Below are 17,833 nucleotides of genomic sequence, written 5' to 3'. Positions count from 1 at the left end.
GAGTGTGGTTTTATCAACTTGTTAGCTTGGATATCGACCGGAAAAAAAGACCTCCCAGTCAAAAACTGGAGGGCCTCCTTGATCACGCTATTTTGTAAATTCTTCAGTCAAATTGGTTACGATTTGTTTTTTACGTGATACAACGCCTTTAAGCAATGCGCGGTTATTGTCATCCAACGTTACATTAAACGCTTTATTGACATTATCTTTCGCTTCACCTAATGCAAGCACTTCTGAGTCGTTGTTTAAAATATCTGTAACAACGAATAAGAATAAATCAAGGTTTTTATCCTTTATAATCTGGGCGATCTCTGTTTCCAAATCTGTTTGGAATTGATAGATCTTCTTAGTATCGATTGCGTTTACTTGAGCTATTTCAACCTTTGCATCACCCATGGAAAATTCCTTAGCATCCATCGTGATAAGGTCAAGTACTGACTTGTCACTCAAATCTGCACCAGCTTGAAGCATTTCAAAACCGTATGTTTCCAGATTTACACCCGCGATTTCGGCTAATTCATAAGCTGCTTCGACATCTACTTTTGTACATGTTGGTGATTTTAATAATAATGAATCAGAAATAATTGCTGAAAGTAATAACCCAGCGATATCTTTGGTCACAGCTACACCATTTTCTTTGTACATTTTATTCAAAATCGTTGCTGTACAGCCAACTGGCTCAGCACGGAAATATAACGGTTCTTTCGTTTCAAAATTTGAAATACGATGATGATCAATTACTTCAGTGATGCGCACATCCTTAATGTTTTCCACACTTTGCTGAAATTCATTATGATCAACTAAAATAACATTTTTTACATCCTCGTCTACTTTTTCAATAAACTGAGGTGCGTCAACTGAAAAATAATCGAGCGCAAATTGCGTTTCTTTGCTGACAGAACCAAGTCTTGCGGGTTCTGCATCAAACCCAAGCTTATTTTTCAAATCTGCATATGCTAATGCAGAGCAAATAGTATCAGTATCCGGATTTTTATGACCAAAAATTAGTGTCTTGTCCATGTTCATTTCTCCTTTAAAACTTTGTAATCTTTATTTCTCCACCTATTAGATTACCATAATTAATTAGATTATGGACACTAATTTGCAGTTTTCAATGTTTCGGTAACTTTCCAAATAGTATCATACCCATTATAGTTGTTCAACGCAATATCCAAGTCATGGAACATACGATGCAGGTTTCTCACATGTTCTGTTTCCTGTTCATTAATTGCTTTTTTGGCCAATTCCTTTATTCGCTCTATGTCAGCCCTCAGCGCATCATCCTTTACATTTGAAAGTTTCTCATCCAATGTACTTAGTATGTTATTAGCTTGATCCTTTTGCTCTTCCCAATCAAGTGAAGCTATACGTCCATATCCTGTTGTTTCATTATAAAAATCATGCATTTCAGCAACAAACTTTCCAATATCTGTGTGGTCTTTTCCAACCGTCTTCTGAACTTCCTCAACCTTTTCCATTGTTTCCTCAGATACAGGCTCTTCATTTCCATCTGCATTTTTTTCGCTGCTGAATATTGACTTAATATCTAAGTTAAATATATTAAAAAAGAATAAAAAAGACCCGATAATTGTAACTAAAATAACGCTTAAAATTGTCCAGCCGAACCAACCCATCTTTGAACCATGGTTTTCTTTAGCCAAAAAGACACTCCTCACTATTTTCATGCTATACTCGAGTTTATCAAAACGCCTATACATTTTCTTGCATTCTGTTTAATCCAACTTATTATACCACGCTATAATGGCATATTTTGTTTCAGAATCGTGAACTTCTTCTATACTAAATCCATCGACATTTACTACTTTCACATAATACCCAGAACCGCCTTTGAATTTGACAAGACAAAAACCTTCTTTTGGTGATGGAACAATTTCAGAAATAGCTTCATCTATATACTTTTCTTTAATTCTTTCCTTATCTAATTCTTCTATGGTCCAAGATACAGATGAACCGCCTTCTAACGGTTTCATGCTATGGAATACTTCGTTCTTTAAAGATGGTGTTTTTTCATTAATCATATGGAGTAATTTAATTATTTCAGAAAAACCTAAGAACAGCATACCACTTACAAAACCACCAACTGCCCATGTAAAGAAGATTGACCAATTCATAACACCATAATAATCAGCATTTCCCAAAATCAGACCCACTATTAAACCAATTGACATTTGCGCGATTCCAATAATAAATAATATTTTTGCTACAATATTCTCATTCATATGTATTCTAACTCCTTTCTTCCTATTAATTCTTTTATGAACAATCATTTTCCTTTATTTTTTCAGTAATTATTCCTATAGTGTATGAAGATGATATGAAAGGATTTTTCTATGAAGAAGTTTATTGTAATAGGCGCAGGAATACTTGGTGCATCTACAGCATACCAGCTTTCCAAGTCTGGTGCTAAAGTTGTGATTATTGATCGCCAGGACACTGGTCAAGCTACAGATGCTGCTGCAGGCATTGTAGCCCCATGGCTTTCGAAACGTCGAAATCAGGCTTGGTATAAGCTTGCAAAAGGCGGAGCACGTATTTACCAGGACTTGATTCAAGAATTAGCTGAAGATGGAGAACCAAATACAGGCTATGCACGAGTGGGCGCAATCAATCTCCATACTGATGAAGAGAAACTAATTGCTATGAAGGAACATGCATATAAACGACGTGAAGACGCCCCGGAAATCGGTGAAATTACACAGCTTAACTCAAAACAAACAAAAGAAATGTTCCCACTGGTGTCTGATGAATATACAGCACTTCATGTCAGTGGAGCAGCTCGGGTAGATGGACGTGCATTACGAAATGCGCTCATAAGGGGAGCTAAAAAACATGGCGCAAAGGTAATTAACGGTGATGCACGTCTGCTAGTAGAAGGAACACAAATTACAGGTGTCTCCGTTAACGGTGAGAATTTTGAGGCTGATAAAGTAATAGCAGCAACTGGTGCATGGACGAGCCAACTGCTTCAACCTCTATGTATGCACTTTGATATTAGGCCTCAGAGAGCACAAATCATACATTTAAAGCTCCCTGGAATTTCACCAGCTAGTTGGCCTGTTGTAAAACCTCCATTTAACCAATATATGCTTACATTTGGTGACCGGGTAATTGTTGGTTCGACCCATGAGAACAACGTTGGGTTTGATAACAGTGTGACTGCGGGGGGGATTCATCATATACTTTCGAACGCGATCAAAATAGCACCAGAGCTTGAAAATGCAAGTATACTTGAAACACGTGTCGGTTTTCGACCGATGACACCGGAATCTGTTCCAGTGATTGGCAGTCTGCCTGGATACAATGGTTTATTGCTGGCAAACGGGCTCGGTTCATCAGGTCTTACGATAGGGCCTTATGTAGGAAAGCAACTCGCAGATATTGCTTTAGAAAAAGAGTTGGAAATCGATTTAGCCAACTATGATATGACGCGGTTAATTCTCTAAGCACTAAGTGTTGGCCGGTGAGAACGCTTCGTCCTGTGGCGTCACCGGCACTAGTATGTCCTGTACGTCGGAGCTAGACGCGGCTGATTCGGAAGTCGAGTAATCCACAGCACTTAAATTTTATAGTTTCCTATGCAATTAATAAAGGCTGTCCCTCAACTTTGGGGACAGCCTCTTGTAATTTCTATTTAACTATTAGTACTGGACAATCAGCCCGTTTAGCAACTTTGTGACTGACACTTCCTAGAATCAGAGTTTGCAAGTTATTAAGACCCCTGCTTCCAATAACAACACAGTCAAATTCGTTTTCATTTGCATGCTCTACGATTGTCGGTCCTGCTTCACCATGTAAAATATTTGTCTCGTATTCTACACCTGATGATTCTAATAAGTTCTTTACAGCTTTTATCTTTTCCTTGCGCTTTTTTTCAACTTCGAATTTATTAGCATGATGCAAAACATCAGATTTTGATGTTTGTCCATCAACAGCATAAACAATTTCAATTTTGCCATCGAATTTTTCGGCAAGTTCAATAGCATACTTTGCAGATCGTGCTGAGTGTTCTGAACCATCAGTCGCCAACATTATTTTTTTAAACACAAGCCCCACCTCTTTAATCTCATCTTACCATTTTGGAACCTTAATGTCCTGATGCTTTTGAAAGTCCACCCATGCGATTTTTCAAATGCTGACTATCCTCATTCAATCCACTGTAGTAGACTTCTATATCATTCTGTTCAAATTTCATTTCTATTTTGTCAAGAGCACCGATAGCTGAATCATCCCATAGATGTGCATGTGTTAAGTCAATTTCAACTTCCTTAACTGTATCTGTAAAATTAAACTTCTTTGGAAAGTCAGTTACCGACGCAAAGAATAATTGCCCATGGACGTGATAAATTTTCTTCTCGCCATTTAGTGTAAGTTCTTTTGTTACTTTTGTTTTGGATATTTTTGCTGCAAAGAATATTGCACTCAGTAATACACCTGCAAGAACACCCTTTGAAAGATCATGTGTGACGACAACAATGACAACAGTGGTTACCATAACGGCAGCATCTGATTTAGGAAGCTTATGCAGAGTCCGTATCGATGACCAGTCAAATGTTCCAATCGCCACCATAAACATAACTCCAACTAATGCTGCCATTGGGATTTGAACAACCACTCCACCTAGCACAATAATTAAAAACATAAGAAATACACCTGCAACCAGTGAAGACAGACGACCATTTCCACCTGATTTTACATTGATAACAGACTGCCCAATCATCGCACAGCCAGCCATACCACCAAAGAAGCCAGTCACAACATTAGCAAACCCTTGCCCGCGTGTTTCTTTATTTTTATTGCTTTCTGTATCAGTCATATCATCAACAATATTAGCTGTAAGCAGTGATTCCAATAACCCTACAATTGCTAACGCAGCTGAGTACGGGAGAATAATCATGAATGTTTCCCACGTCAACGGAATAGATGGGATTAAAAACACTGGCAATTGCTGTGTTAATGCACCCATGTCACCAACTGTACGCACACCGATATCACCATAAATTACGAATGCTGTAATAGCGATAATTGCCACTAGTGTTGATGGTACTGCTTTTGTAAATCGTGGTAAAAGATAAATAATTACAAGCGTTAACCCTACAAGGGCATACATGATCCAAGACTCATCTACAAAATGCTGCAGCTGAGCTGTGAAAATTAATATTGCCAGTGCATTTACAAATCCAACCATCACCGAACGTGGTACGAATTTCATAACACTGGATAATTTGAATACACCTACTAATACCTGAATAACTCCTGTTAGAATCGTAGCAGCTAGTAAGTATTGTAACCCATAGTCAGCAACTAGATTAACCATTAGAAGTGCCATTGCACCTGTAGCTGCTGAGATCATTCCAGGCCTGCCGCCGACAAATGCAATTACAACAGCAATACAAAAAGATGCATAAAGACCCACCATTGGGTCTACCCCTGCAATAATTGAAAAGGCAATTGCTTCTGGAATTAGCGCCATTGCGACAACCATTCCAGCCAAAACATCGCCTTTAACATTGCCAAACCATTTTTGCTTTATCTGTTCTATTCTCAATTTTTTACCTCTTTCTATAGTATAGTGTTGCTAAGCTCTCTATAAAGCTTAATCCGATTTCAACCTACGAATCATACCATAGAAACAGTAAATGGAAAAACGCCAAGAAAGCGTAAACATTGAAATATTGCTCTGATTTCCGCTTAGTTTCACTATTTTACTAGGGAATATATCTTTCACTATTTTCATAAGAACCAATTTTTGACTAAAGCATGACTTTTGACTCACAACTATTTACAGCAGGATTTGGTTTTGCTAATCTAACACTAAGTATAATTAGGGGGTAAACTGCTGTGAGTAGTAAGATTGTTGTTATAATTATTGTTGCTTTAACACTAATCATATTAATTTTTGGCTGGTTCTTTCTGAAAGATGTTATTGTTAAATTTGATATAGACCAAGATACATCCCAACAGGAAATTCATTTAGATACATTTTCAACCGAAAAAATATTTAAGCCCAAAAGTGAATTAAAATTCACTTCCGGGCTTTTTTAGCAGTTAAGGCTTGGCGAATGCCAAGTTTTCTAATTTTATCCACTAATTATAAGTAGTCAGGATACAATGAGAATCGAAATCATGATTAGGGACTTGAGAGTTGTTTAGCCACTTGCTCTTGAAGAAGTAAGGTGCTTTTCGTGGTGCTTTGCTTGGATTTGATTGATAAGTTTCTCAAAGCGCAGAAATGTGAATTGAAAAATTGGGCTCTGTATAAATGTGAATATAAATGTAAATATAAATACAGGTCCGCCCAATATTAACCCTAAAACCAGCACTGAGCTCTCCGTTATAATGCGAACCCTTCCAATAGGCGCGCCTAATTTATCTGAAATAGATAACATAAATCCATCACGTGGCCCTGATCCAACCCTGGCAGCATTATACAAACCGCCTCCGAATCCCATTACCACAATCCCTATCCCCATTAAAATAGCATCTGTCCAAGAATGACTTGCTTCAGGTAAAAAATCAAGCCATAAAAAGAGATCCACAAACATGCCAACGAGAAATGCATTTAGAAATGTACCTAATTTTATATAACTTTTATCCAAAATCCAGGACACTATAATTAACGTAATACCAAATACAATATTCCATGTACCAATCGTAAAACCAAATATTTCAAAGAGGCCAACATTTAATACATCCCACGGGTGAATACCTAAGTGTTGTACATTGATCGTTACAGAAATCCCAAAGCTAAAAAAAATAAGCCCCACGACGAAAAAGGACCATCGAATAGAAGCCAGTGCAATCACCCTTCTTTCTTTGATGTCTTATCCATACTTTCTTGTATATTCAAGAATTATACAAGATTGTCACCAAAAAAACTACCCTCATCGGATCAGATGATAGTGTCCTTATCTTGTCTTCTGGTCTTTTTCACCATTATCTTCAATTATACCTAACACCACATCAGCAACTTCTGGCAGACGTAACAGTTTATCACTTAGGCTAAATTTAATGTCGTCGGCTTCAGCTAGTGAAAATCCTTTTTTGAGTTCCACAGTGCCCTCGACATGATATGTGCGCCCTTCCTGTATAGTTCTTATCTTATAGATATCCACAACAGCTTCGTCGTCGAGTAATACATCAGTAAGTTTATTTTCTACATCGGCAGGAGCTGATACGCCAATTAAGCCTACCATGTTGTCATATCCTACACGAAACGCAACAAACAGCATTAATATTCCAATAAGCATTGTAAAGATTCCATCAGCTGTAAGTAATCCAAAAACCTGTGATAGTAAAACACCAATCATGGCAAACACTGCACCAGAAGTTGCAACTAGGTCCTCATAAAACACTAAACGTGTAGCAGGAGATGCCTTTCCAGCACTTTTAAATGCAGAAGTTATTAACCAGCCAGATTGTTCTCCTTTAGATTCCTTAATAATTTCCTTCATAGCTTTTATTAAAATAGCACCATCAATTACAAGAGATGCTATTAGAACTCCTATATTTAACCACAAGTTTCCTGACCCTTTCGGATGTTGGAAAAGATGCCATCCTTCTTTTAGTGTTTCGTACGCCAATACCGAAACAACAATGACGGCAACCATACAAAATATATTGATTACCCTTCCAAACCCAGTCGGAAATCGATCGGATGGAGGTGATTCCGCAAGAACACTACCAAAAAAAACAAATCCCTGGTTAACGGAATCCGCCAGTGAATGCATTGTTGTAGCAAACATAGCACCATTTCCACTAAAAAAAGCAGCCACACCTTTTATTAGAGCTAAAAATGCATTACCTAAAGCTGCCAGACCAGAGGATGTATTTCCTTTTTTCATACGCTCCATAAATCCCATATTCGTTCCTCCTGAATGTTTATCATTATCTATGTTGCTTATTATATAGTAATTCTATACATTATTTTCATCGTCTAAACTATTGCTGTTCTCTAGCAATTTGTCGTTATTTCTATAAACTGCAACGTAATGAGATTTTCTTTTGTGCTATTGTCTCGTTCTGATGATATTGAGTGCCTAGATTCGTTCCGGCAGAATACTTCGCTTTCACCGCTCCGGGTGCCAATGCGACATCTGCTCAAGCTAGCGCTTTTGCAGTGTCTTATTATCCATGGGCATGGGCACAGCCTCCTCATTAAAGACTTGGCCACAAAAAAGCTTAACCAGTGTATTGGTTAAGCTTTTTTTCTAGTTCACAAGTGAATTCTGCATGAAATCATATAATCTATAGTCATTTCTTCCTGCCTTTTTTGCTTCATAAAGCTCTTTATCCGCATACTTTAGCATCTCACTGGCATTTTCAGGAGCTTTCGATGATGAAACAACAATACCTAGGCTTGTTGTTATCCCAAAATCATAATTTTCAACACACCAAGGCTCGTTCATTATGTTGATAATTCGATTAGCTATTTCAAGAACATCATTAGTGGAAGTGATATTAGGTACCAATAAAGTGAATTCGTCTCCACCTAAGCGTGCAAGTAAATCCTCATCACGAATTACCTTACTAATCCTCAATCCAAATTCCTGAATTACCTGATCTCCAATACTGTGCCCCATTTTATCATTAATCAATTTAAATTTATCAAGATCCATCATAATTAACGCCAGTCGTTGATCAGTATCTTTTATTCTCTCTATATGCTCTGTTAATTGTTTGACAAAATAACGGCGATTCGGCAATCCGGTTAATGGATCATGATATGCCATATGCTGTAACTGCTGTTCATAATCTTTTCGGAGTGTAATATTTCTTGATACCACTACCATATGTGTAAACTGATTTTCATCATCATAAACAGGAGAGCCAAGTAATTCCGACCAGATGTAATCACCATCTCCATGTTTCTGTCTAAATTGTTCCTTCCACGTTGTTTTATTCCGAATTGATTCTATAAACGATTCCTGCAATCGTCCCCGATCATCTGTGTGTACATTATGCAAAAAAGGTTTGTTAATATATTCATTTTCTTCATAGTCCAAGACTTCTTTGTAAGAAGGCGAGACGTATACAATTTCACCTTGATTATCAATCATTGTTATTAAATCATTCGAGTTCTCTGTAATTATTCGAAATTGATCTTCGCTTTCTTTATACTTTCTGCCCAGTTGTATTTGTTCATTAATATCTTTAAAAATGCCATATATGCCAACTATATCATCATTTATAATGATAGGAGTAAGCTTAACAATAACCTCTACCATTTCATTTGATTTATTAAGTATAGTCAACTGATGTTCTTGTGGAATTCCTTTTATTACATTACGAAAATTTTTACTAGCTAAATCTTTATCTTTTGAAGCAAATAATTCAGTGAAAGGAGAGTTCTTCATTTCTTTGGCATTGTAGCCAAAAACTGATTCTACTGCACTATTACCATTTTGGATGTTTCCTGTAAGACTGAGGGAAAATATAGCATCTAAATTATAATCATAAAGGGATCGATATTTTTGCTTATTGCGGTACAAATCGTTTTTCGACTTTTGAATTTCAAACTCAGTCATCCTTCGCCGGGTAATATCCTTTACCAGAGCAACAATATGTGTGCAAATACCATCATTATCGCATAAAGGAGTCAATGTCGTTTCTGAATATTTAATACCTGATGGCGCCTCGTAAAAATCTTCGTATGATAATCCATCTTTTAATTCGATAGCTGTTGTATACTTCTCTATCAAAAAATTCGCTGTCTTTTGGGGATAAACATCCTGAATTGTTCGTCCAATAACCTTATCCGTAAGAATCGTTTGTTTAATTGCCGCGTTATTAAGAAATTCATAACAAAAATCACGATTATTGTCTATCGCAATAATAAAAACCATCTCTTTAATTCCGTTCATCAAAACATCATTGAAAAATAAGGATTTATCATAGCTCATATTAATCTCCTCCTTTCCACAGAATTATTACTATTATGTAAAATTTAATTATTTAAATTAATTATGTTAATTTCATTATATACTCTATATAAAATTTTTCTAGTCCTTTTATACTATTTTTTAACATTTTTTATTATTTTCACCCATAAATTCTGAAATTAGTGGATTATATTTTATCGATATTTATATTTTCTATATATTAAACGAAATCAAAAAAGAACTGAGCCTCTATTTCTAGTAGCTCAGTTCTTTTTCGATTTCTTAAACACAAAATATTTAATCATAAAAAAGCTTGCAATAAATGAAAGGAGCATAGCCAGACCCTTGGCAACATTGTATCGCAGCCAATTAGGGACACCGAAACTTTCCAGTAGGGTATTGGATGCAATAAACACAAGGTTATTAACACCTAAGCTCACTATGCCTTGCACAATGAAAAGAATTCGCTGTCGATTACTGCCTTTAGCTGCGTGTTGAAATGTAAAGCTAGCATTCCAAAAATAGCTATTAGCTACAGCTAGTGTGTAGGCGATGGTATTAAAAAGCAGAAGCAAGCCTCTTTCATCTGTGTGGAATAATAATAGCAATAAGTTTAGTGTCCCAATATCAATCCCTGCATTCGAAACCCCAATTACACTAAACTGCAGAAATTGAAATGGGCCTTTATTTTTTTTGTTCTGTGTCATGGGACTCCTCTATTTAAGCGGTTTAAGAATTGGAGATTTATATGTCAGTTTGCTTTATTACTCTTTTCTTCAACTACACTGACTATTTCTTCATAGTAATCAAGCACTTGTTTGGATTGAGCCTCCCAACCCATTTCTGAAATTTCTTTATGAGCTGCTTTTGCCAACCGCTTTCTTAATGTTTCATCTTCAAACTTAAGCAATGTTGTTGTGAAATCATCTTGCTTATCAGGGTTGTACAGCAAGCCGGTATGATTATTTTCTATTTGTTCACAAGTTGGTCCACTTTCAGCTGCTACAAGTGGCAGCCCAGAAGCCATTGCTTCCGTAATTACGAGACCAAGCGTTTCAGTAGTCGATGGAAATACAAAGACATCTGATGAAGCATAAGCCTTAGCAAGTTCATCACCATGTAATAAACCAGTAAATACTGTACTAGTACCAGCGAAATGTTTTTCCAACTCGCGCCTATGCGGACCATCCCCTACAATAGCAAGGACAAATTCATCAGATGCTTTCAGTACTGACTTTATTTTCTCTATTTCTTTCTCTGGAGCAAGTCTGCCAACATACAATAACAGCTTTTTCTCAGGATGGCCATTTGATAGTCTGTCCCGCATTTCATTGTCATACTTATTAGGATGAAACAACTCCGTATCTACACCACGCTTCCAGACATGTACATTTTGAAATCCGTGTCCTACTAACTCTTCCTTAACTGTATTTGAAGTACAGAGATTTAACTCCGCCTTATTATGCAGCTTTCGAAAGTACCACCATACTAATCCCTTGAAAAGAGAGACTTTATAGTAATCCAAATATTGCGCTACATTTGTGTGATAAGAAGCAATCATTGGATATCCAAGCTTTTTAGAGTAGTATACACCAGATAAACCAAGAATAGCCGGATTTACCACATGAACAATATCAGGATCGTATTCTTTCAACAGACCACTAACTTTTCGATTAGGAAGGGCAAATTTTTTGGAGCGATAAAAAGGAAGGGTCCGCGCTGGCACCCCATCTATTTTTGCTCCTTCAAATTCATAAACACCAAGATCTGGTGCTATTACTCTAACATCATGTCCTTCTTTTAAGAAGTAGCGAATACATGCTTTTAATCTGGTAACAACTCCATCAGTTGATGGCAGAAAAGTTTCAGTTACGATAGCAATTTTCATAGGTGACACTTCCTTGTTTATTTCCAGGATACTTGTGGCAGTACGTTTTCTTTAATTACTCGTTCTTTATGATTTACTACTGTTTTAAGAATTCCACGAATTACATCATCAGTCAGTAAATTAGGTTCCAAACCAAGGTCTCGAAGCTTTGTATTTTCTGCATGGAAGAAATGCTCTTCCAATTCAACTCTTGGGTTGTCAAGATGCGCAATTGTTGTTTCAAAGCCTTCTTCTTGTGCAACCTTCTCAACTTTATTAGCCAGATCCAATACAGAAAACTCCTCTGTAAATTGGTTAAACACTCGGAACTCTCCTCGATCAGCTGGATTATTCGCTGCGATCTCTATACAGCGTACGGTATCCTTAATGTTTAAAAAGCCACGTGTTTGTCCGCCTTTTCCGTAAACTGTAATATCATGGCCAATAGTTGACTGGATAATGAAACGATTCAATGCAGTACCAAATACCCCATCATAGTCCAGGCGGTTAGATAAAACTGGATCCATTTGCGTTTCATCTGTATCTAATCCATAAACAACTCCCTGGTTTAAATCAGTTGCTCTTATTCCCCAAATTTTACATGCGAACGTTATATTATGGCTGTCATGAACCTTCGACAGGTGATAAAAAGAACCTGGCTGTTTCGGGAAAGGAAGAACATCTTTTCTTCCTTTATGTTCTATCTCGATATACCCTTCTTCTATTTCAATATTAGGTGTACCATATTCACCCATTGTACCCAATTTAATTAAATGGCAATCAGGAACAATTTCTTTTATACCATACAATACGTTTAACGTTCCTGTTACATTATTGTTTTGCGTAAACACAGCATGTTCCCTATCGATCATAGAATATGGTGCAGACCGCTGTTCAGCAAAATGAGCAAACGCATCAGGCTGCTCCTTTTTTAAAACTTCACGTAAAAAATCATAATGCGTCAAGTCTCCATCATATACCCGAATTTCTTTGCCGGTAAGCTCTTTCCATTTTGCTACTCGTTCTTCAAGTGTTGCAATAGGAGTAATGGAGTTCGAGTGCAGTTCATTATCCCACTTTCTTCTGACCATATTATCAATAATGGCTACATCATGCCCCTGTTTTGATAAATACAAGGCGGTCGGCCAGCCACAAAAGCCATCTCCTCCAGCTACTATAATTTTCATAAGATTTTCTCCTCTTTTTAAAGTATTCGTATGTTGTATGCTCCTACTTCTATATTCAGGTAACGATAGAATAATCATACCAAAACAGTTTTCGCAAGCATATCTATCCTTTTAAAAATTATCATGTTATGAGTATTATTACAAATGATGTGATAATAGTTGCCTTGGAAAAACTGCAAAAAATATTATTTCCGTAATAGGTTTCCTATTTTCAGGAGTAAAATACAAAATAAAAGTCAAATTTAAAGATCATTATTATCTCTTTTCCAGAAGTCACTCTGTATTATCTTTTGCTTTTTCAAATAAAGCTTCTGGAATCATTTCAAAGCCTTCAATCACCGTGTTTTCCTCCACTTCCATCATTAAGAAACGCTTTCCGCTGAAATGAACTTGACGTACATATCTTAAGTCTTGTGGACTGATGGAGATATTAGCTAGTTTCGTCTCTATTTTAATAGACTTTGAATTATATTTAGGTACAATGTTATTCGCTTTAAACTCATATGATTCATCATCAGTCACAGTTTTAAAAGCAGTTTCTACTTTATCCGAATTAACATCTTCTATCCCACTGCTTTTCAAAACTTTTTCGACATCTTTGTAGTCTAATTTCGGTATCTCTTCCTCTTCATTCTCTTCCACGACACGATGAATCTCATCGTATACATTTGAAAGTGTGGAAGTGTTGATTTTTTGATCACCAGCTACATTTTTTACAATTTCCTCAAAAACAATTTTATCCTGTGCAGCAGTCATTTTTTCTTCCGCATTTAAAACTTCCTCGATGAAATGATAATTAAGTTCATTTTTCTTCCCTGCCGAATACAGCACGTGGTTAACATCTGCAGCATTATCCGTAATTGAAGGGAATAGGAATCCTGATATTGGAGCCTTCAGATTGATAATCGGATCTACGACAATATTATACTTAAACTCCTTTTCGACATAGTCAAACAGTAATTCCTTTTTTGGATCTTGCGTTTTATTCATACTGCATAAAATAAAAGGATGGGAATATACCGTATCACGTTCACTTTCTTCTGACTCGTCGCTCATGTTCTTCATCGGTTTCATATATTCTCCCCGAATAAAGGTTACGACAATATCCATTTCATATTGCTTATCCTTCAGCATTTTTTCTACAATATGAAGCATTTGACCCTTCCATTCCTCTGTATCATTACTTAATAAACCCTGGTGAAGAATTAGCTGACTGTTATTTTCCACATCGCGCTGGAATTTTAATTCGAATAATTTTTCATCCAACTGGCCTGATAGTACTTTTTTAAAGTTATCCATAAACAACTCTTTCTGTTCATCTTCCAATAGTTCAAATGATAAACTTTGATGATGATATATTTCACTAGACTCTTTCATTATATACACATTAAAGATTTCGTTAATTTTTAATAAGTCATTATTTAATTTGAATTGTTTACGAATACTTGCTATGTCTTGTTTGTTCAATCTTATTCCACTCCTATGTTCATTATCAGCATGTGCAGCATTATGCACACATTCTTTCATTTTATCATAGATGTACTTGTTTCCGCCTACTCATTTCTCCCTTAACTACTAGAAATGCAGATGTCTAATACACCCTTCAGCACTTCATTTACTTAAACCATAATAATGCTACCTTAATCCCTATATAAATAAAAACAATTATTTTCGGATCTGTTATCACTCTTATAATCGTACGTTGAGAGTGAACGCGTTTTCTTGACAGTTCAAAGTGATAATCAAATGTAGTTACGTCGAATTTATCAAAATAGGACAAAAAGCTAAACAAAAAGAGCCTTGGAATAAAATGCTTTCTCTCCTTAAAGACACATCATTGAGTTTCGAATATTAATCGTGTATGATTAAATCGTACACGATTAATTTAAAAATAGGAGGAATCATGATGACAACAGTTTATGACTTCACCGTTAAGAAGACAAATGGATCCGAGCAATCTTTAAAGGAATTAGAAGGAAAGCCTCTACTTATTGTGAATACTGCTAGTAAATGTGGATTAAATAATCAATTTAAGGAGATTCAAGAAATGTATGACAATTATAAGGATCAGGGGTTAGAGATATTAGGATTTCCATGCGGCCAATTTAACAACCAGGAATTTGATAATATTGAGGAAACTACGGAGTTCTGCCAACTAAATTTTGGAGTAACGTTTCCGATGTTTGGCAAGATTGATGTTAACGGTGAAAATGAGGATCCTTTATACAGGTACTTAAAATCAGAAAAAGGTGGCCTCCTTTCAAAAGATATCAAATGGAACTTCACAAAATTCCTAATCGATCGAAATGGACACGTAGTTGAGCGCTATGCACCTACAACAAAACCAGGGAAAATAGAAAAAGATATTATGAAACAATTATAATTTCAAAGGGGATGAGTTATTTGGAGGATTTTTTAACACTAGATAATCAGCTTTGTTTTGCAATTTATGAGACAAGTAGTCAATTTACTAAGTTATATTCAAAAGTACTTCATCCCTTTGGTATTACCTATCCTCAATACTTAGTCTTATTAGCGCTATGGGAGAAAGACGGGCTTACAGTCAAGGAAATGGGTGAACGATTAAATTTAGGTACTGGAACATTAACCCCCATGATCAAAAGAATGGAAGCAAATGGTTGGGTTAAAAAAGAGCGTACCAATAGCGATGAGCGAAAAGTTTATGTTTTTGTTCAGCCAAAAGCTATAGAAGAAAAAGATGCCATCAATCAATCCATTGCAAGCGAAGTAAATACATGCAATATCGAGTTATATGAATACGAACAATTGATGAGTCAGTTAAAGGTTCTTCATGACAAACTGATGAACCGAAATAATCGATAGTTCTTTAAGAAAGTGTAAATAGGGGATCAAATCATTCAGCGGACAACTGTCCAAATGAAGAGTCTGATCCCCTATAATTTTTTTACACTCAGAAACCCTGGGCAACAATCTTAGTAACAGATGCTACTGTGTTAAAATTGTTTAATATAATTTCAAAACTTACCTTTCTACCCTTTATTCCAAAACAAAAAAACACCTACAAACATTGGTGTTTCAACATTTATAGGTATTCCTATCATTTTTTAATTCAATTATATATTTCTTATAGATACCGGTGGTCGGGTTCGAACCGACACTCCCAGAGGGAACATGATTTTGAGTCATGCGCGTCTGCCAATTCCGCCACACCGGCATATGTTGGAGGCGGTAACCGGATTTGAACCGGTGATAAAGGTTTTGCAGACCTCTGCCTTACCACTTGGCTATACCGCCAAAACGAAGTAATGGAGCGGAAGACGGGATTCGAACCCGCGACCCCCACCTTGGCAAGGTGGTGTTCTACCACTGAACTACTTCCGCATAATGGCTGGGCTACCAGGATTCGAACCTGGGAATCACGGGATCAAAACCCGATGCCTTACCGCTTGGCTATAGCCCAATAAGATTGAAATTTATGGGGCGACCGGTGGGGATCGAACCCACGAATGCCGGAGCCACAATCCGGTGCGTTAACCACTTCGCCACGACCGCCATAATAAAATAATGGCAGGGGTAGTAGGAATCGAACCCACATCAAAGGTTTTGGAGACCTTCGTTTTACCATTAAACTATACCCCTACTTGTTAAAAAAATATATGGTGGAGGGGGAGAGATTCGAACTCCCGAACCCTGAGGGAGCGGATTTACAGTCCGCCGCGTTTAGCCACTTCGCTACCCCTCCATATAAATGTAAATGCAAAAATGGTGGCTCCGGACGGAATCGAACCGCCGACACAAGGATTTTCAGTCCTTTGCTCTACCGACTGAGCTACAGAGCCAATATATATATGCTATTGCTATAGATTTAAATGGCGGTCCGGACGGGACTCGAACCCGCGACCTCCTGCGTGACAGGCAGGCATTCTAACCAACTGAACTACCGGACCAAATATGTAAAATGCAGATATGCTTAAATTGTTGGCAGTCAAAGCACACTATTACTTTCAATTAGCAACGAAGTAAATTCGACGTAGTAATCTGAATAAAATTGGTTGCGGGGGCAAGATTTGAACTTGCGACCTTTGGGTTATGAGCCCAACGAGCTACCAGACTGCTCCACCCCGCGATATGAATTAATATTAAATTAATACTTCTATAACTTGAATAGAACTGTTCGTCGTGTTGCAAGATGATTCAGTGATGCTACACTCCTCACAAAGCCTACATTGAGGTTATTCAATGATGCTTACGGCTTTGCTCCACCCCGCGATATGAGATAGTATTAACTTTGAACTTTCGTCTAAAATGGTGGAGGATGCAGGGCTCGAACCTGCGACCCCCTGCTTGTAAGGCAGGTGCTCTCCCAGCTGAGCTAATCCTCCATATTAGTGGTGACCCGTACGGGACTCGAACCCGTGTTACCGCCGTGAAAGGGCGGTGTCTTAACCGCTTGACCAACGGGCCAAAAATATAAATGGCGGAGAGCGAGGGATTCGAACCCTCGAGGCCGCGATAACGGCCTACACGATTTCCAATCGTGCTCCTTCGGCCACTCGGACAGCTCTCCATGGCTCCACAGGTAGGAATCGAACCTACGACCGATCGGTTAACAGCCGATTGCTCTACCGCTGAGCTACTGTGGAATAATCCAAATACAGGATATCGATGCTCAGACAATGTTTGTCATATTGCATGCTTATCCGGAGTAGCCTCACTCCTTAAATGACCCATCTTTAAGTTTTTAAAAGATGTTTTGGCCAAATTGCTATGGAATGGGATTTGCCTGGCGGCGTCCTACTCTTGCAGGGGCAAAGCCCCAACTACCATCGGCGCTGGAGAGCTTAACTACTGTGTTCGGCATGGAAACAGGTGTGTCCTCTCCGCTAATGCTACCAGAC

Annotated in this window: 16 protein-coding genes, 14 tRNA genes and 1 rRNA gene; 4 read left to right on the top strand and 27 right to left on the bottom strand. The window is 37.4% G+C overall.

Going from position 1 to position 17,833, the window contains the following annotated elements; all coding sequences use genetic code 11:
- Positions 1 to 87: 87 nt before the first annotated feature.
- From BLS02_RS11935 to BLS02_RS11925, 3 genes are all read right to left on the bottom strand, one after another.
- Positions 88 to 1,020 (bottom strand): manganese-dependent inorganic pyrophosphatase, encoded by a 933-nt coding sequence (locus BLS02_RS11935; RefSeq protein WP_092493266.1) that lies wholly within the window; start codon positions 1,018 to 1,020, stop codon positions 88 to 90.
- A gap of 77 nt (positions 1,021 to 1,097) precedes the next feature.
- Positions 1,098 to 1,661 (bottom strand): hypothetical protein, encoded by a 564-nt coding sequence (locus BLS02_RS11930; protein ID WP_254788765.1) that lies wholly within the window; start codon positions 1,659 to 1,661, stop codon positions 1,098 to 1,100.
- A gap of 72 nt (positions 1,662 to 1,733) precedes the next feature.
- Entirely contained in the window at positions 1,734 to 2,240 is a 507-nt protein-coding gene (locus BLS02_RS11925) for a hypothetical protein (RefSeq protein ID WP_092493265.1), read from the bottom strand.
- A 111-nt stretch (positions 2,241 to 2,351) separates the two neighbouring features.
- Between BLS02_RS11925 and BLS02_RS11920 the strand changes: the two genes are divergently transcribed.
- Positions 2,352 to 3,464, top strand: coding sequence for an NAD(P)/FAD-dependent oxidoreductase (locus BLS02_RS11920; protein ID WP_092493264.1), 1,113 nt, complete (start codon positions 2,352 to 2,354; stop codon positions 3,462 to 3,464).
- A gap of 184 nt (positions 3,465 to 3,648) precedes the next feature.
- Here BLS02_RS11920 and BLS02_RS11915 read toward each other — a convergent pair whose 3' ends face one another.
- Together BLS02_RS11915 and BLS02_RS11910 are read right to left on the bottom strand one after the other, a co-directional pair.
- Positions 3,649 to 4,065: a universal stress protein gene (locus BLS02_RS11915; protein WP_092493263.1), complete on the bottom strand. Its 417-nt coding sequence runs from the start codon at positions 4,063 to 4,065 to the stop codon at positions 3,649 to 3,651.
- Between the two features lie 40 nt (positions 4,066 to 4,105).
- Positions 4,106 to 5,566: a SulP family inorganic anion transporter gene (locus tag BLS02_RS11910; protein ID WP_092493262.1), complete on the bottom strand. Its 1,461-nt coding sequence runs from the start codon at positions 5,564 to 5,566 to the stop codon at positions 4,106 to 4,108.
- A 293-nt stretch (positions 5,567 to 5,859) separates the two neighbouring features.
- On the opposite strand from BLS02_RS11910, the gene BLS02_RS11905 reads away from it, so the two are divergent.
- The gene (locus tag BLS02_RS11905; protein WP_092493261.1) at positions 5,860 to 6,063 is read left to right on the top strand and encodes a hypothetical protein; all 204 of its coding nucleotides are present in this window, start codon (positions 5,860 to 5,862) and stop codon (positions 6,061 to 6,063) included.
- Positions 6,064 to 6,167: 104 nt separating this feature from the next.
- On the opposite strand, the gene BLS02_RS11900 is transcribed toward BLS02_RS11905, so the two are convergent.
- The 7 genes from BLS02_RS11900 to BLS02_RS11870 all read right to left on the bottom strand — a co-directional run bounded on the left by BLS02_RS11900 (position 6,168) and on the right by BLS02_RS11870 (position 14,420).
- Positions 6,168 to 6,821 carry a YczE/YyaS/YitT family protein gene (locus tag BLS02_RS11900; protein WP_092493933.1) on the bottom strand — a complete coding sequence of 218 codons (654 nt, stop codon included), beginning with the start codon at positions 6,819 to 6,821 and terminating at the stop codon, positions 6,168 to 6,170.
- A gap of 105 nt (positions 6,822 to 6,926) precedes the next feature.
- Positions 6,927 to 7,880 (bottom strand): cation diffusion facilitator family transporter, encoded by a 954-nt coding sequence (locus tag BLS02_RS11895; protein ID WP_092493260.1) that lies wholly within the window; start codon positions 7,878 to 7,880, stop codon positions 6,927 to 6,929.
- A 348-nt stretch (positions 7,881 to 8,228) separates the two neighbouring features.
- Positions 8,229 to 9,920: a sensor domain-containing protein gene (locus BLS02_RS11890; protein WP_092493259.1), complete on the bottom strand. Its 1,692-nt coding sequence runs from the start codon at positions 9,918 to 9,920 to the stop codon at positions 8,229 to 8,231.
- A 242-nt stretch (positions 9,921 to 10,162) separates the two neighbouring features.
- On the bottom strand, positions 10,163 to 10,606 hold the full coding sequence (locus BLS02_RS11885) for a GtrA family protein (RefSeq protein ID WP_092493258.1): 444 nt from the start codon (positions 10,604 to 10,606) through the stop codon (positions 10,163 to 10,165).
- Positions 10,607 to 10,650: 44 nt separating this feature from the next.
- Positions 10,651 to 11,787, bottom strand: coding sequence for a glycosyltransferase family 4 protein (locus tag BLS02_RS11880; RefSeq protein WP_092493257.1), 1,137 nt, complete (start codon positions 11,785 to 11,787; stop codon positions 10,651 to 10,653).
- Positions 11,788 to 11,804: 17 nt separating this feature from the next.
- A complete protein-coding gene (locus tag BLS02_RS11875; RefSeq protein WP_092493256.1) occupies positions 11,805 to 12,953 on the bottom strand; it encodes an NAD-dependent epimerase/dehydratase family protein in 1,149 nt (382 codons plus the stop codon).
- 273 nt (positions 12,954 to 13,226) lie between these two features.
- Positions 13,227 to 14,420 carry a DUF4317 domain-containing protein gene (locus BLS02_RS11870; protein WP_092493932.1) on the bottom strand — a complete coding sequence of 398 codons (1,194 nt, stop codon included), beginning with the start codon at positions 14,418 to 14,420 and terminating at the stop codon, positions 13,227 to 13,229.
- A 439-nt stretch (positions 14,421 to 14,859) separates the two neighbouring features.
- Between BLS02_RS11870 and BLS02_RS11865 the strand changes: the two genes are divergently transcribed.
- Positions 14,860 to 15,336 carry a glutathione peroxidase gene (locus BLS02_RS11865; protein WP_092493255.1) on the top strand — a complete coding sequence of 159 codons (477 nt, stop codon included), beginning with the start codon at positions 14,860 to 14,862 and terminating at the stop codon, positions 15,334 to 15,336.
- Between the two features lie 20 nt (positions 15,337 to 15,356).
- The gene (locus BLS02_RS11860) at positions 15,357 to 15,797 is read left to right on the top strand and encodes a MarR family winged helix-turn-helix transcriptional regulator (protein WP_092493254.1); all 441 of its coding nucleotides are present in this window, start codon (positions 15,357 to 15,359) and stop codon (positions 15,795 to 15,797) included.
- 269 nt (positions 15,798 to 16,066) lie between these two features.
- On the opposite strand, the gene BLS02_RS11855 is transcribed toward BLS02_RS11860, so the two are convergent.
- The 15 genes from BLS02_RS11855 to rrf form a co-directional block, all read right to left on the bottom strand.
- A tRNA-Leu gene (locus BLS02_RS11855) sits at positions 16,067 to 16,149 on the bottom strand.
- A gap of 6 nt (positions 16,150 to 16,155) precedes the next feature.
- Positions 16,156 to 16,229: transfer RNA gene (locus BLS02_RS11850), tRNA-Cys, on the bottom strand.
- Positions 16,230 to 16,241: 12 nt separating this feature from the next.
- Positions 16,242 to 16,316: transfer RNA gene (locus BLS02_RS11845), tRNA-Gly, on the bottom strand.
- Between the two features lie 4 nt (positions 16,317 to 16,320).
- Positions 16,321 to 16,395 (bottom strand) — tRNA-Gln (locus BLS02_RS11840).
- Between the two features lie 16 nt (positions 16,396 to 16,411).
- A tRNA-His gene (locus tag BLS02_RS11835) sits at positions 16,412 to 16,487 on the bottom strand.
- 13 nt (positions 16,488 to 16,500) lie between these two features.
- Positions 16,501 to 16,574: transfer RNA gene (locus BLS02_RS11830), tRNA-Trp, on the bottom strand.
- Positions 16,575 to 16,592: 18 nt separating this feature from the next.
- Positions 16,593 to 16,677: transfer RNA gene (locus BLS02_RS11825), tRNA-Tyr, on the bottom strand.
- 21 nt (positions 16,678 to 16,698) lie between these two features.
- A tRNA-Phe gene (locus BLS02_RS11820) sits at positions 16,699 to 16,774 on the bottom strand.
- A gap of 31 nt (positions 16,775 to 16,805) precedes the next feature.
- A tRNA-Asp gene (locus BLS02_RS11815) sits at positions 16,806 to 16,882 on the bottom strand.
- A 102-nt stretch (positions 16,883 to 16,984) separates the two neighbouring features.
- A tRNA-Met gene (locus tag BLS02_RS11810) sits at positions 16,985 to 17,061 on the bottom strand.
- A gap of 180 nt (positions 17,062 to 17,241) precedes the next feature.
- Positions 17,242 to 17,317 (bottom strand) — tRNA-Val (locus tag BLS02_RS11805).
- Positions 17,318 to 17,324: 7 nt separating this feature from the next.
- Positions 17,325 to 17,399 (bottom strand) — tRNA-Glu (locus BLS02_RS11800).
- Between the two features lie 11 nt (positions 17,400 to 17,410).
- Positions 17,411 to 17,502 (bottom strand) — tRNA-Ser (locus BLS02_RS11795).
- Between the two features lies 1 nt (position 17,503).
- A tRNA-Asn gene (locus tag BLS02_RS11790) sits at positions 17,504 to 17,578 on the bottom strand.
- A 138-nt stretch (positions 17,579 to 17,716) separates the two neighbouring features.
- Positions 17,717 to 17,832: ribosomal RNA gene (gene rrf, locus BLS02_RS11785) — 5S ribosomal RNA — on the bottom strand.
- Position 17,833 lies beyond the last annotated feature (1 nt).

It is taken from the genome of Virgibacillus salinus (assembly GCF_900102415.1).
Taxonomy (GTDB): Bacteria; Bacillota; Bacilli; order Bacillales; family Amphibacillaceae; genus Lentibacillus; species Lentibacillus subterraneus.
Note: the sequence above shows the minus strand (reverse complement) of the source record. Positions and strands in the feature narration are given on the sequence as shown.